The organism is Pectobacterium polonicum (assembly GCF_005497185.1).
Lineage (GTDB): Bacteria > Pseudomonadota > Gammaproteobacteria > Enterobacterales > Enterobacteriaceae > Pectobacterium > Pectobacterium polonicum.
Window position 1 is genome coordinate 61,973 of record NZ_RJTN01000001.1, and the last position, 15,883, is coordinate 77,855.

Sequence of the window (15,883 nt, forward strand, 5' to 3'; positions counted from 1 at the left end):
GAGGTGCGAGAAGATAACGCACTGCAACGTGAAAAGTGATGGATATGAGGTTGGAGAATTGCATGCGTAAACAGTGGGTCTGGATTACCGGGTGGTTTCTTTTATTCACATTCTGGCTTCCGGCGAGTTGGGCTGAGACGGGCTGGCAGCCGCTGGCTCAGACCATTCGAAAAAGCGAAAAAGATCCGCGGCAATATCAGGCGATCAAACTGGATAACGGAATGACCGTTCTGCTGGTTTCCGATCCACAGGCACCCAAATCTTTGGCATCACTGGCGCTGCCTATTGGCTCGCTGGACGATCCTAATAACCAACTGGGTTTAGCGCACTACCTCGAACACATGGTGCTGATGGGATCGAAACGTTACCCAGAGCCAGAGGCGCTGTCCGAATTTTTGAAAAAGCATGGCGGTAGCCACAATGCCAGCACGGCGTCTTACCGCACGGCGTTTTATCTGGAAGTGGAAAACGATGCGCTGCGTCCTGCGGTGGATCGGATGGCGGATGCGATTGCGGAACCGCTGCTCGATCCGGTAAATGCCGATCGCGAGCGTAATGCGGTCAATGCGGAATTAACGATGGCGCGTTCGCGTGACGGTCACCGCATGGCACAGGTAGGAGCGGAAACGTTGAATCCGGCGCACCCAAGCGCGCGTTTTTCGGGGGGCAATCTTGAAACCCTGAGCGATAAACCCGGCAGTAAACTGCATGATGAGCTGGTGAAGTTCTACCAGAAATACTACTCAGCTAATCTGATGAAGGGGGTGATTTACAGTAATCAACCTCTGCCTGAACTGGCAAAACTGGCGGCCGACACATTCGGGCGTATTGCCAATCACAACGCTAGTGTTCCAGCCGTTACCGTTCCTGTGACGACGGAAAAGCAGCGTGGCGTGATGATTCACTATGTTCCCGCTCAACCGAGAAAACAGCTGCGTATTGAATTTCGCGTCAGCGATATTAGCCAGGAATTCCGTAGCAAGACGGATACCTATATCAGTTATCTGCTCGGCAACCGTAGCCAGAATACGCTTTCCGACTGGTTGCAAAAAGAAGGGCTGGTTGAGTCTATCGGCGCAGGTTCTTCACCGATCATCGACCGCAACGGCGGCATGTTTGCGATTTCTGCCTCGCTGACCGATAAAGGCCTGGCACAGCGTGATGAAGTGATCGCTGCGATATTCCGTTACCTGCAACAAATCCGCACAGAAGGGATTCAGCAGCGTTATTTTGATGAGATCGCGCATGTTCTGGATCTGGATTTCCGCTATCCGTCCATCAGCCGTGATATGGACTACATCGAATGGTTGGTTGATACCATGCTGCGCGTGCCGGTCGAACATACGCTGGATGCCCAGTATGTTGCCGATCGCTACGATCCGAAGGCTATCGCTGCACGACTGGACGAGATGACGCCGCAGAATGCGCGCGTTTGGGTCATTAGCCCGAATGAACCGCATAATAAAGTGGCCTATTTTGTCGATGCGCCATACGAGATGGATAAAATCCCGTCTGCTACCTTTGCCAAATGGAAAGCGCTGGGGCAGAAAATGTCGCTGTCGTTGCCGACGATCAACCCTTACATCCCAGATGATTTCTCCCTGATCAACGCAGATAAGGCGATAACCAAACCGACGCTCCTGGTGAATCAGCCAGGGCTGCGCGTGCTGTACATGCCAAGTCACTATTTTGCCGATGAGCCGAAAGCAGAAATCACGCTGTTTCTGCGTAATCAGGAAGCGCGCAGTACCGCACGTAATCAGGTGTTGTTCGCGTTAAACGATTATCTGGCTGGTCTGGCGTTGGATGAACTGAGTTATCAGGCATCGATTGGCGGCATCAGTTTTTCCACCCGCAGCAATGATGGTCTGGTGATTAGCGCAGATGGCTATACCCAGCATTTGCCACAGTTGCTACTGACGTTGGCAGATGGCTATGCCTCCTTTACCTCAACGGAAGCGCAGTTGGAACAGGCTAAATCCTGGTACTTGCAGCAGTTGGATGCCGTTGAGAAATCAAAAGCCTTTGAACAAGCGCTACAGCCGATTCAGGCGATATCACAGCTGCCTTATTTCGAGCGCGGTGAACGCCGTAAGCTGCTGAAGGATATTCGTTTGCAGGACGTGGTTAACTACCGCAACGATCTGCTGCAAAAAGCTACGCCGGAAATGCTGGTCGTCGGTAATCTGGCGCCAGAACGCGTCACCGAGCTGGCGAGTACGCTGAAAACGCATTTGAAGGCCGATGGTGAAAATCTGTCGCGCAGTGATGATGTTAAAGTCAGTAAGCCGCAGCTTGCCAATCTACAGCGCCCGGGCAGCAGCACGGATTCTGCGTTAGCGGCGGTGTATGTACCGACAGGTTATTCGGAAACGCAAAGCATGGCGTATAGCTCGGTGCTGGGACAGATCGTTCAGCCTTGGTTCTATAGCCAATTGAGGACGGAAGAGCAATTGGGCTATGCGGTTTTTGCTTTCCCGACGTCAGTGGGTAGACAGATGGGTATCGGCTTCCTGTTGCAAAGCAATAGTAAACAACCCGCTTATTTGTATCAGCGCTATGAAGATTTCTTCCTGAAAGCGCAAAAGCGTCTGCGTGAAATGAGTGAAGAAGAATTCACGCAGTATAAACAAGGCGTGATGAATGAACTGAGCCAGCGTCCGCAAACTTTAGGCGAAGAGGCCAGCCGACTGCGTCGCGATCTGGATCAGGAAAACTTCGCTTTTGATTCACGCGAGAAACTGCTCGAGCAAATCAAACCGCTGACGGTGGCGCAACTGGCAGACTTCTTCCAGAAGGCGCTGAAACCTGAAGGCCTGGCTATTCTGTCGCAGGTTTCCGGTAGCCATCATGGTAAAGCCGACTATGCCGCACCGAAAGGATGGCATACCTACGCGGATGCGTCTTCATTGCAGAAAACGTTACCGCGTGAGAAAGCGCCCACGATGATCCCTGCGCCAGCAGCATCGGAAGCTGTCGGTAAGGTTTCAGCAGAATGAAAAATGCCGCGCCTCAATCATTAGACGTCATGACGTTGCCGCTCTTGGGGGAGCGGTTGATTGAGGCGTCGGCTGGAACGGGTAAAACCTATACGCTGGCTGCGCTTTACCTGCGCCTGCTGCTGGGGCTGGGTAAGCAAGCCGCGTACCCACGCCCGTTACTGGTCGAGGAGATTCTGGTTGTGACCTTTACGGAGGCCGCGACCGAAGAGCTGCGTGAGCGCATTCGTGCCAGAATCCACGCGTTGCGTATTGCCTGCCTGCGTAAAAGCGCCCAAGGTGAAGAGGCGGGAAAACATAAGGATACGTCGCTAGCGCAACTGCTGGCGGAGATTGCGGATCATCGAGAGGCCGCCGATGTGTTGTTGGCGGCTGAACGACAAATGGACGAAGCGGCAATCTACACGATCCACGGCTTCTGCCAGCGTATGCTCAGTACCAATGCGTTTGAATCCGGCGTGTTGTTTGAACAGGTGCTGATAGAAGATGAACAGCCGCTGCGCCGTCAGGCCTGCGCCGATTTCTGGCGTCGTTATTGTTATCCTCTACCGGTAGAGGTCGCACGTATCGTCGGTCTGGAGTGGAAAGGGCCGGAGAATTTGCTGGCCGATCTGGCTCCTTATCTGCACGGCGAAGCCCCCGCGTTTCGCTTACCGCCAGAAGAGGGAGAAACGCTGCTGAGTCGACATGAGAAAATTGTGGCGGCGATTGATGCTTATAAACAGCACTGGCTGGCGTCAGCAGCGGAACTGGAAGCGCTAATCGTGGCATCTGGTGTGGATAAACGCAGCTACAGCAGTAAGCATCTCCCCAATTGGCTACAGAAAGTCACGCTGTGGGCGGAGCAGCTAACGCTGGATTATCAACTGCCGAAAGATCTGGTGAGATTTGCCCAGCAAACGTTAATCGAGAAAACGAAGAAAGGCGATCCACCGGTTCATCCGGTGTTTGAAGCGACGGAACAACTGCTTGCAGCACCGCTGTCGCTGCGTGATTTGGTCATTGTCCGTGCGCTGTCGGCAATTCGGGATTCTGTGCGTGAGGAAAAACGGCAGCGTGCGGAACTGGGGTTTGACGATCTGCTGAGCCGTTTGGATGATGCATTACAACAGCCGGCAGGAGAAAGGCTGGCTGACGCCATTCGTGAACGTTATCCGGTGGCGATGATCGATGAGTTTCAGGATACCGATCCTCAACAATACCGTATTTTCCGCACGCTTTATGTCGGGCAATCGCAGTGCGGGCTATTGTTGATCGGTGACCCTAAGCAGGCTATTTATGCGTTTCGCGGTGCGGATATTTTTACCTATATGCACGCGCGTGGCGAAGTGGCTGCGCATTATACGCTGGGCACGAACTGGCGCTCGTCACACCCGATGGTACGTGGCGTGAATCGCCTGTTTGAACGTCTCGAACATCCTTTTATTTTTCAAAATATCCCTTTCCTGCCGGTTAACCCTGCTGAATCTAAGCGCGGTTTGGTGTTTGAAGTTGCCGGGCAGCCTCAGCCTGCGCTGCAATTTTGGCTAACGGGCGCGGAACCGATTGGCGTGGGAGATTATCAACAACAGATGGCGCGCCAGTGTGCGGCGCAGATTCGTGACTGGCTGGCCGCTAGCCAGCGTAATGAAGCCTGGTTGATAACCGATGATTCCCGGCGTTTGGTCAAAGCATCTGACATGAGTGTGCTGGTGCGTAGCCGACGTGAAGCGTCGTTGATCCGTGATGCGCTGAGTCGTTTGTCCATTCCCTCGGTCTACCTGTCCAATCGCGATAGCGTGTTTAGCACGCCGGAAGCCAGCGATATCTTGTGGTTGTTGCAGGCGGTGTTGGCACCGGAGCAGGAGCGCACGTTACGCAGCGCCATGGCGACGGCCCTGATGGGGCTGGATGCCGCACAGGTCGATGCGCTGGGGCAAAGTGAATCAGCGTGGGATGCGCTGGTGGATGAGTTTGCTGGCTACCGCGCTCTGTGGCGTCAGCGTGGCGTGCTGCCGATGCTGCGAGCGTTGATGAGCCAACATCAACTGGCTGAGAATTTGCTGGCAAGTACAGAGGGCGAACGCCGCATTACCGATATTCTGCACATCGGTGAATTATTGCAGGATGCCTCGGCAACGCTTGATAGCGAACATGCGCTGGTACGCTGGCTATCGCAACAGGTTGTCCAGCCTAATCCGCAGGCAGAGAGTCAGCAACTACGTCTGGAAAGCGATCGCCACTTGGTACAGATCGTGACGATCCACAAATCGAAAGGGCTGGAATACCCGCTGGTGTGGCTGCCTTTCATCAGTAATTTCCGCGTGCAGGATCAGGGCGTTTATCACGATCGCGAGAGCTATCAGGCCGTGTTGGATCTGCAAAATAGTGAAGAAAGCCAGACGCTGGCGGAAGAAGAGCGGCTGGCGGAAGATTTACGTCTGTTGTATGTCGCGCTGACCCGTTCTATCTACCACTGTAGCGTGGGCGTCGCGCCCGTTCAGCGGTCGCGTAAGAAAGATGGCAGCAGCGATATGCACCACAGCGCGCTGGGCTATTTGCTTCAGCGGGGTAAAGAAGCGGAGGCAGCCACGTTAGTCAGCGAGCTGGAAGGCATGGTGGGGGACGGCGTCGAATTAACACGGCTACAGGCAACGAAAGAACAGCGTTGGCAGCCGGATAGACCAGAATTGGCAGAGTTGCGGGCTCGACACATTGAACGCCAACTGCGTGACAGCTGGCGAGTGACCAGTTATTCGGGGCTTCAGCAACATGGCAGCACAAACACGCAGGATCTGGTGCCACGTCTGGATATTGAAGCGATAGGTGAACGTCAGGAAGTGGGGGAAACCCAGTTGACGCCGCATACGTTCCCGCGCGGCGCGAGTCCGGGGACGTTTTTGCATAGCCTGTTTGAAACGTTGGACTTTACCCAACCGGTTGATGATGACTGGCTGGCCGAGCAGTTGCAGCTACAGGGGTTTGAAGCGCACTGGCATCCGGTGTTGAAGACGTGGATGGATACGCTTTTGACTACGCCGCTTGACGAGCACGGGACGACACTATCGGCGCTGGAGAATCAGGATAAGCAGGCTGAATTACAGTTCTACATACCGATTGAGGCTCCGATGCAGGCGACGCAGCTCGATCGGTTGGCAAAGCACTACGACCCGCTATCTGCACGGTGTCCCACGCTGTCTTTTCAGCAGGTTAAAGGCATGCTGAAAGGGTTTATCGATCTGGTTTTTCGTTGGGAAGGGCGTTACTACCTGTTGGACTATAAATCCAACTGGCTCGGCCCCGATGCCAGTGCCTATACCCAAGCGGCGATGATGCAGTCGATGGCAGAGCACCGTTATGACCTGCAATACCAGCTTTACACGCTGGCTTTGCATCGCTATCTCCGGCACCGCATTGCGGATTACGACTATGAGCGCCATTTTGGCGGGGTATTTTATCTGTTTTTACGCGGCGTTGAGGAATCTCACCCTGGTAATGGCATTTTTGCTTGTCGTCCCTCTGCTGAATTTGTTTTCGGGCTTGATGCGCTCTTCAAGGGAAAGACGCCTGATGATGCTGACACAGGAATTTCGTCATGATTGCCTTACTTGAAATGGCGCAGGCGCGGCGGTTAGTGCGCCCGCTGGATGTTCAGTTCGCCAGAATGCTGGCGGATGAGACGCAGCCCGATCTGCTGTTGGCTGCCGCCTGCCTGAGTGCGCACTCGGGGGCGGGACACGTGTGTTTACCGCTGGAAAACTTGCAGGCACAGACGCTGTTTGACGGCCGCGATCCTGACTTAGCGCAGCAATTGCTTGCAGGAATGGGACTAAACACGGTTGCCGCTTGGCAACAGCGTTTGCTGGCGTCCAATGCCGTTAGCGACGGTAGCAAACCGACGCCGCTGGTGCTGCAAGGCGAAAAGCTTTATTTACAGCGCAGCTGGCAGAGCGAGGGGCGTGTAGCGCAGTTTATTGCCAGCGAGCGTGATACGATCCCCGTCGATGAACCTGCGATCCGGTCTGTTCTGGACCGGCTGTTTCCTGATTCAGGCGAAGAGATTGACTGGCAGAAGGTAGCCGCGGCTGTTGCCTTAACGCGCCGCATTGCGATTATTTCTGGTGGTCCGGGAACGGGGAAAACCACGACGGTGGCTAAGCTGTTGGCGGCGCTGATTGAGCTGAATACGGGAGATGCGTTACGTATTCAACTGGCTGCGCCTACCGGAAAGGCGGCCGCACGGCTCACGGAGTCGCTGGGGCTGGCATTGCACCGTCTGTCGGTGGATCAGCAGCAGCGAGAGGCGTTTCCGCAAGAGGCGACAACACTGCACCGGCTTTTAGGCGCGGTGACGGATAGCCAACGCCTGCGTCACCATCAGGGAAATCCGCTGCATCTGGATGTACTGATTGTGGATGAGGCGTCGATGGTCGATCTGCCGATGATGGCGAATGTGATCGCCGCACTTCCGGCGCAGGCCAGAATTATCTTTCTGGGCGACCGCGATCAACTCGCGTCCGTCGAAGCGGGGGCGGTGTTAGGTGACATCTGCCGTTTTGCCGAGGCTGGCTATAGTCGTGCGCGTGCGCAACAGTTGCAACGCCTAACAGGCTGTATGTTGGATGACAGTGGTCCCGAAGGGCAGACGACGGTCGGTGACAGTATTTGCCTGTTACGCCGGAGCTACCGCTTCGATCCGCATTCTGGTATTGGGCAACTGGCGCTCGCTGTGAACGGTGGCGATGATGCTCGCGTGCGTGCAGTGCTGAACGGCGAGTTTGCCGATATCACCTGTAGCGCGTTAACCGATGCTGAAGAGTATCAGACGATGTTGGCACAGTGCGTTGAAGGATATCGTGATTATCTACAGCTTATCGCCTCAGGAGCGACACCGGATGTCGTGTTGCTTGCTTTCCAGCGTTATCGTCAGCTGTGTGCGTTGCGTGAAGGGCCGTTTGGCGTAGCAGGGCTGAATCAGCGTATCGAGCAGGCTTTGCATCAGGCAGGGCTGATTCAGCGCAGTCGTAATCCGCTTAACCGCTGGTATCCCGGCCGGCCGGTCATGATTGAACGTAACGATGCCGCATTGGGTCTGTTTAATGGTGATATCGGTATCGCCATGATAGGAGAAAGCGGGGAGCTGCGCGTATTTTTCCCCTTGCCGAATGGCGAAACCAAGGATGTTACGCCAAGCCGTCTGCCGCCGCATGACACGGCCTATGCGATGACGGTGCATAAATCGCAGGGATCGGAGTTCGATCATACGGCGCTGGTGCTGCCGAACCACTATTTACCGGTGTTGACGCGGGAGCTGGTGTATACCGCTATCACGCGTGCGCGCCAGCGTTTGTCGCTCTATACCGATGTCCGCATTCTCTGCCGGGCGGTGAAAACGCCAACGCAGCGCTATAGTGGCTTGGAAGAGAGAATTAGCGCATTAATGATGCGTCCTTGATGGGGGATAACGTCAGGCGGACTCACGCTCAATCAGCGAAAAACCGATATCCATGATGGGGGAGGGCACGCTTTTCCCCTCAATCTTTTCTGCCAGCATGGCCGCTGCGTCGGTGCCGATCTTCCAGCGATCGATCCTGATCGTCGTAATCGTTGGTGTGCTGTGTGCAGCGAAATCGAGATCGCCAAATCCCATCACGGCCAGTTGCTTCGGCACCGCTAATCCTCTGGCGGCCGCTTCGATCATCACACCTTGCGCCAGCGTATCGGAACTGCAAATAATGGCATCAAAAGTCTCGCCATCGGCCAGAAGTTCGCTTAGCCCTTGTCGCCCTAGCGCCATCGTCGCAGGCCACGGGGCGAGGGCTTCACGCACGTAATGTCCCGGCTGTTTTTGTATGATGTCGTAAATGCCTTTCTTGCGCAGCCCGGCACGTGCGTCTTCGGTCCAGACCAGGCCAAAGCGCAAATGTCCTTTACCCAGCAAATAGTGTCCGATGGCGTTCCCGATATTTTCATGGGAAAAACCGACTAGCATATCGAGCGGCGTCGGGGTGAGATCCCAGATTTCGACGACGGGGATCGTGGCGTTGAGCAGGAGACGTTTGAGTTCGGGCGTATGGTGGATACCGGTGAGGACGATACCGTCTGGGCGACGAGAAAGCAGGGTGGCGACAATCTCTGCCTCGGATTCATTGGTATAGCCAGCGACGCACAGCAGCATGTGGTAACCGCGTGCGGCTAGCTCATCGCTGATCGCCTGAACGGTATCAACGAACATATTGTTATTGATTTGCGGCACCACGACGGCAATCAGCTTGCTGCGTCGGGAGGCGAGCCCGCCCGCTAACATATTGGGGATATAGCCCGTGGCGCGAACCGCTTCCATCACCTTATTCACCGTTTCTGCACGAACAATCTTCGGATTGTTCAACGCGCGGCTGACGGTCATGGGCGAAATGCCTGCGGCACGCGCGACATCTTCAAGCGTGGGAGCGCGCGGCGGCATGCTGCTGGCGTTTTTATCGCGTTTCAATCACGGGTTCCCTTCTGAGGCTGCGCGCACATTTACATGTCGCTGGATTATCGTTGATGGTACATCGGTTTACCAGTCGCCTGTATTTCTACAACCTGCCGAATTGTCTCGTTTTTCCGGCTGGCTCCAGAGCTGGTTAGGCTGCATTTCCGCTGTATCCTCTTACTTTTTGTGGTGATTGCGCAATCATTAATTCTGTCTCTCGATGAACGATTTTATCGTGGTAATGATTATTGTGTGATCTGTGTTGCATGTTTTTTCTTCATTTATCGCTATCTTCCCTCTGTTTATGAATGTTAGCGCAATCATTTTACGAGGTGAGACATGACTATCAGTGCAAATTCAGCGGCGGTTAGCTATGCAAAAGTCACGAACGTCAGAACGGCTGCCGAGTCGGGCGATCGAATTGAATGGGTAAAACTCTCTCTGGCGTTTTTGCCGTTGGCAACGCCAGTCAGCGACGCAAAAGTGCTGACCGGAAGGCAGAAGCCGCTGACCGAAGTGGCGATTATTTTTGCGGAAATCCGCAGTCGTGATGGGTTTGAAGGCGTGGGGTTCAGCTACTCCAAGCGGGCGGGTGGACAGGGCATTTATGCCCATGCGAAAGAGATTGCGGATAACCTGTTAGGCGAAGATCCGAACGATATCGATAAGATCTATACCAAACTGCTGTGGGCTGGTGCGTCGGTTGGCCGCAGTGGAATGGCGGTGCAGGCGATTTCTCCGCTCGATATTGCACTGTGGGATATGAAAGCCAAGCGTGCAGGTCTGCCCTTGTCTAAGCTGCTGGGCTCACACCGTGATTCCGTGCAGTGCTACAACACCTCCGGCGGCTTCCTGCATACGCCATTGGATCAGGTATTAAAAAATGTCGTGATCTCCCGGGAAAGCGGTATCGGCGGGATCAAACTGAAAGTCGGGCAGCCGAATACGGCGGAGGATATCCGTCGTCTCACGGCGGTGCGCGAAGCGCTGGGGGATGATTTCCCGCTGATGGTGGATGCCAATCAGCAGTGGGATCGCGAAACGGCGATTCGGATGGGTAGAAAGATGGAGGCTTTTAACCTGATCTGGATTGAAGAGCCGCTGGATGCCTACGATGTGGAAGGCCACGCGGCGCTGACGGCCGCGCTGGATACGCCGATTGCCACTGGCGAGATGCTGACCAGTTTCCGCGAACATGAACAGCTGATCCTCGGGAACGCCAGTGACTTTGTGCAGCCGGATGCGCCGCGCGTGGGCGGGATTTCGCCTTTCCTGAAAATCATGGATTTGGCCGCGAAGCACGGTCGTAAGCTGGCACCACACTTTGCGATGGAAGTGCATTTGCATCTGGCAGCGGCCTATCCGATTGAACCCTGGCTGGAACACTTCGAGTGGCTGAATCCGTTGTTCAACGAGCAGCTAGAGCTGCGTGATGGGCGCATGTGGGTATCCGATCGTCTGGGGCTAGGATTTACGCTGAGCGAACAGGCAAGGAAGTGGACAACATTAAGCTGTGAGTTTGGCAAGCAGCCATAAGCAGATGAAAGATCGTGGCCGACTTTACGGTCGGTCACGAGAAGCGTTATTGAGTGGAATAACTCAGAGGTCTAGCACCAGAATCTTCGAGCGCCGCTGGTAGTTGTACAGCGCCTGCTTTTTCTTCGGCAGCATTTCCACTTCGGCGGGTAAGAATCCGCGTTCCTGGAACCAGTGAATGCTGTGTGTCGTCAGTACGAACAACTTTTGCAGACCCTGCTGACGTGCCTGAGCGGCAACACGTTGTAACAGCATATCGCCACGTGACGAACTGCGGTAATCCGGGTGAACCGCGACGCAGGCCATTTCGCCGATGCTTTCTTCCGGGAACGGGTAAAGCGCAGCGCAGGCGATGGTCAGGTTATCGCGTGCGACGACGGTGAATTTGTCGATCTCCATTTCCAACTGCTCGCGCGAGCGTCTGACCAGAATGCCTTGCTCTTCCAGCGGGCGAATCAGCTCCAGAATACCGCCAATGTCATTGATGGTCGCGCGGCGAACCTGTTCGGCGCTTTCCATCACGATCTGTGTGCCGATGCCATCGCGTGAGAACAGCTCCTGCAACAGGGCGCCGTCGTCCTGATAGCTGATCAGGTGGCTGCGACGCACGCCGCTCCGGCAGGCTTTGACCGCGCCGCGCAGGAATCGGACTGTACCCGAATGGTAATCGCCAGCCTGTTCCAGTGCATCAATACGCTGCTGCGCATCGTCTGGGAACAGTTCAGAAATGATGCTGCCTTCTTCGTTAGTGACACCCTGTGATGAGCAGAAGCCGATCATCTTCTCTGCTTTCAGCTTAATGGCGAGCTGGGTCGCGACCTCTTCCGAGGTTAAATTGAAACTTTCACCCGTGACAGAAACCGCAACCGGCCCGAGCAGCACAATCGCACCGCTATTCAGCTGGCGGTGAACGGCTTCTTCATCAATGCGGCGAATGCGGCCGCTGTGGCAGTAGTCCACGCCATCATCCACGCCAAGCGGCTGCGCGATAATAAAGTTACCGCTGACGACATTAATGTGGGCACCTTGCAGCGGCGTGTTGTTCAGGCTCATCGATAGCCGAGCGGTGATATCCAGTTGCAGCATACCCGCAGCCTGTTTGACCAACTCTAGCGTGGCGCTGTCGGTGATACGGGTATTTTTATGGTAGTGAGGCTCGTAGTGGTGCGTTGTCAGGTTGGCGTCGATCTGGGGACGAGCTCCATAAACCACCACCAGCTTGATCCCCAGACTGTGTAACAGCCCGATATCATTTACGATGCTAGAGAAGTTGGCATGTTCAATGGCTTCGCCACCTAACATGATGACAAACGTTTTGCCACGGTGGGCATTGATATAGGGAACTGAATGGCGGAAGCCCTGAACCAGTTCTGTACTCCGTTCCTTCACTGCGAGCCCTCTTTGCATTTTTATTCGTAATTTCTGTATTTTTATTCTTTATGACGTAAAAGGCAAGAGGAAGTATTAACCAGAAAAGCGAGGTTAATGCTTCAAATTTATGATATCCGCCTGTTATAAGGCCTGCACATGATTTTTGCATGACAGAGTGGGATAGATTCGTTAAAGTTTTTGACAATTTTTACCTTTATTCATTTTTTAATGACCTATCCAGTGCATTGGCAACACAACAGCGCAGGATAGCGCACAGCAATCAGATCGGAGTGGCATGTCTCATTCGAATCATCATTTGACTCGACGGCGTCTATTACAAACCGCAGCAGCAACCTGGCTGCTAAGCGTAAGTGGTGTAGGGATAGCGGCGACGACACAGGTCGTTGCCGTGCGCGTCTGGCCGTCCTCCGCCTATACCCGCGTCACGCTGGAATCCAATCACCCGCTGAAATATAAACAGTTTAGTCTGAGTCATCCTGAACGCATCGTGGTGGATATCGAAAATGTTCATCTGAACAGCGTGCTGAAGGAGATCGCCAGCCAGTTTACGTCAGATAACGATCCGCTGATTAAAGAAGCGCGCATCGGACAGTTTGATAAAACCACGGTGCGCCTGGTGCTGGAGCTTAAGCAGCAGGCGACGACTAAAGTCTTTACGCTGGGGCCGGTGGCCGAATTCAAGCACCGGCTGGTGCTGGATTTGTATCCTGCCGCAGGGCGCTACGACAACGAAGACGATCCGCTGCTGGCGCTGCTGGAGGATTACAACAAAGGCGAGCTGGAACGTACGCTGCCGGCGGAAGCGCCGAAAGCCGGGAAAGCAGGGCGGGATCGTCCGCTGATTATCATGCTTGACCCCGGTCACGGTGGTGAAGATCTCGGTGCGATTGGCAAGAATAAAACGCGCGAGAAAGACATCGTGCTGCAAATTGCCCGCCGCCTGCGCAAGCTGATCGATAATGAATCCAACATGAAAGCGTATATGACGCGTAATGAAGATGTATTCATTCCGCTGCGCGTGCGGGTGGCGAAAGCGCGCAAGCAGCGTGCCGATCTGTTTATTTCGATTCATGCGGATGCGTTTACCAATCGATCGGCAAGAGGATCGTCGGTTTTTGCACTGTCGAAGAAAGGGGCAACCAGTACCGCCGCCAGATTTCTGGCAGAGACCCAGAATGAATCGGATTTGATCGGCGGCGTGAGCATGAGCGGCGATCGCTATCTGGATCACACCATGTTCGATCTGGTGCAGACCGTGACCATCAGCGACAGCCTGAAGTTTGGTAAAGAGATCCTGACCCGGCTGGGTAGGGTGAATCGTTTGCATAAAAACAGCGTCGATCAGGCCGGATTTGCGGTACTGAAAGCGCCGGATATTCCGTCTGTTCTGGTTGAGACGGCATTTATCAGTAATCTGGAAGAAGAACGCAAGCTGCGCACCAGCCATTTCCAGCAGCAAATTGCGGAATCCATTTTTGCAGGAATTAAAGCCTACTTTGCCAGTCAGGCTGAGCGGTAGTTGATGTTGCATGATGACCGCGTCTTGCTGGCGCGGTTCAGAGGAAATCAATAGGTCTGGGGCGCGGTGTAGGAACGGCATAGATAGTAGGAACGGCATAGATAATAGGTGACGCAGAAAACAAAAAAGCACCCGTTAAGGTGCTTTGTCGCTTGGTTCTTAATTAGACATAGTCTTAGTTGGTTGCGGGGGCCGGATTTGAACCGACGACCTTCGGGTTATGAGCCCGACGAGCTACCAGGCTGCTCCACCCCGCGTCCGTAATAACTAATCTTCACTGCTTTGATGGACGACTCACATCAATTGGTTGCGGGGGCCGGATTCGAACCGACGACCTTCGGGTTATGAGCCCGACGAGCTACCAGGCTGCTCCACCCCGCGTCCGTACTGACTTATCTTCACTATTTTTGATGGACGACTCACATCAATTGGTTGCGGGGGCCGGATTTGAACCGACGACCTTCGGGTTATGAGCCCGACGAGCTACCAGGCTGCTCCACCCCGCGTCCGTGGATGCGCACTATACTCTCCATGAACATTGATGCAACCTATTTCTGTAAAAAGCGCTGCATTTGGCTATTAGGTGATTGATTTACCGCCTGATGGGTCGTTTTGTGAGCGCAGTGAGCGATTTACAGAAAATAGCTTTTTGCGGTGCCGTATGCTGAACCCTTTTTCCTTACCCCATTGATTTATGCGCTATCCCATTCCTTTCTCGATAGGCGTTTGTTATCGTTCGACGGTAAATTTTTGATGTAAAAAGTGAGCGCAAAAGATGAAGGGACGGTGGGGAAAATATGTGCTGACCGCAGTGGTCATTGCCATTCTGGCGGGGTGCCAATCCAGGCCAACCGATCGCGGGCAGCAATATAAAGATGGTCACCTCAACCAGCCTTTGGAATTGGTGAATGAGCCGAATGCCAAAGGGAAACCGGTCAACGCGCGGGATTTCATGACCCAGGTCGCGGAAATTCGGTCGGCGTCACCGAATCTTTATGCGCGCAACAACACCATCTTTCAGGCGATCGAAAACTGGATGATGTCAGGGGCGGATACTCGCGAGCTGAGCAAGTTTGGTCTGAATGCCTGGCAGATGGAAGGCGTTGATAATTTTGGTAACGTGCAGTTCACTGGTTACTACACGCCAGTATTGCAGGCGCGTCACACCCGTCAGGGAGAATTCCGCCATCCTTTATATGCCATGCCATCAAAGGGTAAAAATAACCGTCGGCTACCAGATCGTGCTGGAATTTATTCCGGTGCGCTGGATGAGCGACTGGTTCTCGCGTGGACCAATTCGCTGGTTGATAACTTCATGATGGAAGTGCAGGGCAGCGCTTATATTGATTTTGGCGATGGACGCCCGCTGACGTTCTTTGGCTATGCTGGTAAAAACGGCCATGCCTACCGCAGTATTGGTAAGGTGCTTATCGATCGTGGTGAAGTGCCGCGTGAAGAGATGTCGATGCAGGCCATCCGCAAATGGACAGAGCAGCATTCCGAGTATGAAGTGCGTGAGCTGTTTGAACAGAACCCGTCTTTTGTGTTCTTTAAACCGATGATGTCTGCGCCGGTGAAAGGAGCAAGCGCCGTGCCGCTGGTGGCGAAGGCTTCCGTCGCTTCCGATCGCTCGCTGATTCCGGCAGGCACGGCTCTGTTAATGGAAGTGCCGCTGCTGGATAATGTCGGCAAATTTACCGGCAAGTATGAAATGCGCCTGATGATTGCGTTGGATGTCGGAGGCGCGATTAAAGGTCAGCACTTCGATATGTATCAGGGTATTGGGCCGGACGCGGGGCATTCGGCGGGTTTCTATAACCACTATGGTCGGGTCTGGGTGCTGAAGAACGGACAAACCAGTATGGCGAACGGTTCAGGTTCGCTGTTAGTCAGTAACCCGCAGTAGCTATCCCTTTCGTTTGACATCTCAGAAGTGGCTCTCTATTTACTTACGCCACTTCTGAGAGAAACGCCTCGCGTTCT

8 protein-coding genes and 3 tRNA genes are annotated in these 15,883 nt (G+C 54.2%); 6 read left to right on the forward strand and 5 right to left on the reverse strand.

The genetic code is table 11. The features are described 5' to 3' along the window. Positions 1-62: 62 nt before the first annotated feature. Genes ptrA through recD form a run of 3 tightly spaced genes read left to right on the forward strand, consistent with a single transcriptional unit; the run spans position 63 to position 8,433 of the window. On the forward strand, positions 63-2,999 hold the full coding sequence (ptrA, locus tag EDI29_RS00325; RefSeq protein ID WP_137739262.1) for a pitrilysin: 2,937 nt from the start codon (positions 63-65) through the stop codon (positions 2,997-2,999). Continuing rightward, positions 2,996-6,577: an exodeoxyribonuclease V subunit beta gene (recB, locus tag EDI29_RS00330; protein ID WP_137739263.1), complete on the forward strand. Its 3,582-nt coding sequence runs from the start codon at positions 2,996-2,998 to the stop codon at positions 6,575-6,577. Before ptrA ends, recB begins: the two co-directional genes overlap by 4 nt. Next, positions 6,574-8,433, forward strand: a complete 1,860-nt coding sequence (gene recD, locus EDI29_RS00335) for an exodeoxyribonuclease V subunit alpha (RefSeq protein WP_137739264.1) — start codon at positions 6,574-6,576, stop codon at positions 8,431-8,433. The genes recB and recD overlap by 4 nt, the downstream gene beginning before the upstream one ends. Before the next feature lie 12 nt (positions 8,434-8,445). Here recD and EDI29_RS00340 read toward each other — a convergent pair whose 3' ends face one another. Beyond that, entirely contained in the window at positions 8,446-9,468 is a 1,023-nt protein-coding gene (locus tag EDI29_RS00340) for a LacI family DNA-binding transcriptional regulator (protein ID WP_137739265.1), read from the reverse strand. A gap of 324 nt (positions 9,469-9,792) precedes the next feature. Here EDI29_RS00340 and EDI29_RS00345 point away from each other — a divergent pair, with 324 nt between their 5' ends. Then, entirely contained in the window at positions 9,793-10,989 is a 1,197-nt protein-coding gene (locus tag EDI29_RS00345; RefSeq protein WP_010286465.1) for an L-talarate/galactarate dehydratase, read from the forward strand. A 63-nt stretch (positions 10,990-11,052) separates the two neighbouring features. Here the strand turns inward: EDI29_RS00345 and argA are convergent, their stop codons facing one another. Further along, positions 11,053-12,396: an amino-acid N-acetyltransferase gene (gene argA, locus EDI29_RS00350; protein ID WP_193555626.1), complete on the reverse strand. Its 1,344-nt coding sequence runs from the start codon at positions 12,394-12,396 to the stop codon at positions 11,053-11,055. A 259-nt stretch (positions 12,397-12,655) separates the two neighbouring features. Here argA and amiC point away from each other — a divergent pair, with 259 nt between their 5' ends. Next, positions 12,656-13,900, forward strand: coding sequence for an N-acetylmuramoyl-L-alanine amidase AmiC (gene amiC, locus EDI29_RS00355; protein WP_137739267.1), 1,245 nt, complete (start codon positions 12,656-12,658; stop codon positions 13,898-13,900). Between the two features lie 180 nt (positions 13,901-14,080). Here amiC and EDI29_RS00360 read toward each other — a convergent pair. From EDI29_RS00360 to EDI29_RS00370, 3 genes are all read right to left on the reverse strand, one after another. Continuing rightward, positions 14,081-14,157 (reverse strand) — tRNA-Met (locus EDI29_RS00360). A gap of 47 nt (positions 14,158-14,204) precedes the next feature. Continuing rightward, positions 14,205-14,281 (reverse strand) — tRNA-Met (locus tag EDI29_RS00365). A gap of 48 nt (positions 14,282-14,329) precedes the next feature. Further along, positions 14,330-14,406, reverse strand: a tRNA-Met gene (locus tag EDI29_RS00370). A 269-nt stretch (positions 14,407-14,675) separates the two neighbouring features. On the opposite strand from EDI29_RS00370, the gene mltA reads away from it, so the two are divergent. Next, positions 14,676-15,806 carry a murein transglycosylase A gene (mltA, locus tag EDI29_RS00375; protein ID WP_137739268.1) on the forward strand — a complete coding sequence of 377 codons (1,131 nt, stop codon included), beginning with the start codon at positions 14,676-14,678 and terminating at the stop codon, positions 15,804-15,806. Positions 15,807-15,883: the final 77 nt, after the last annotated feature.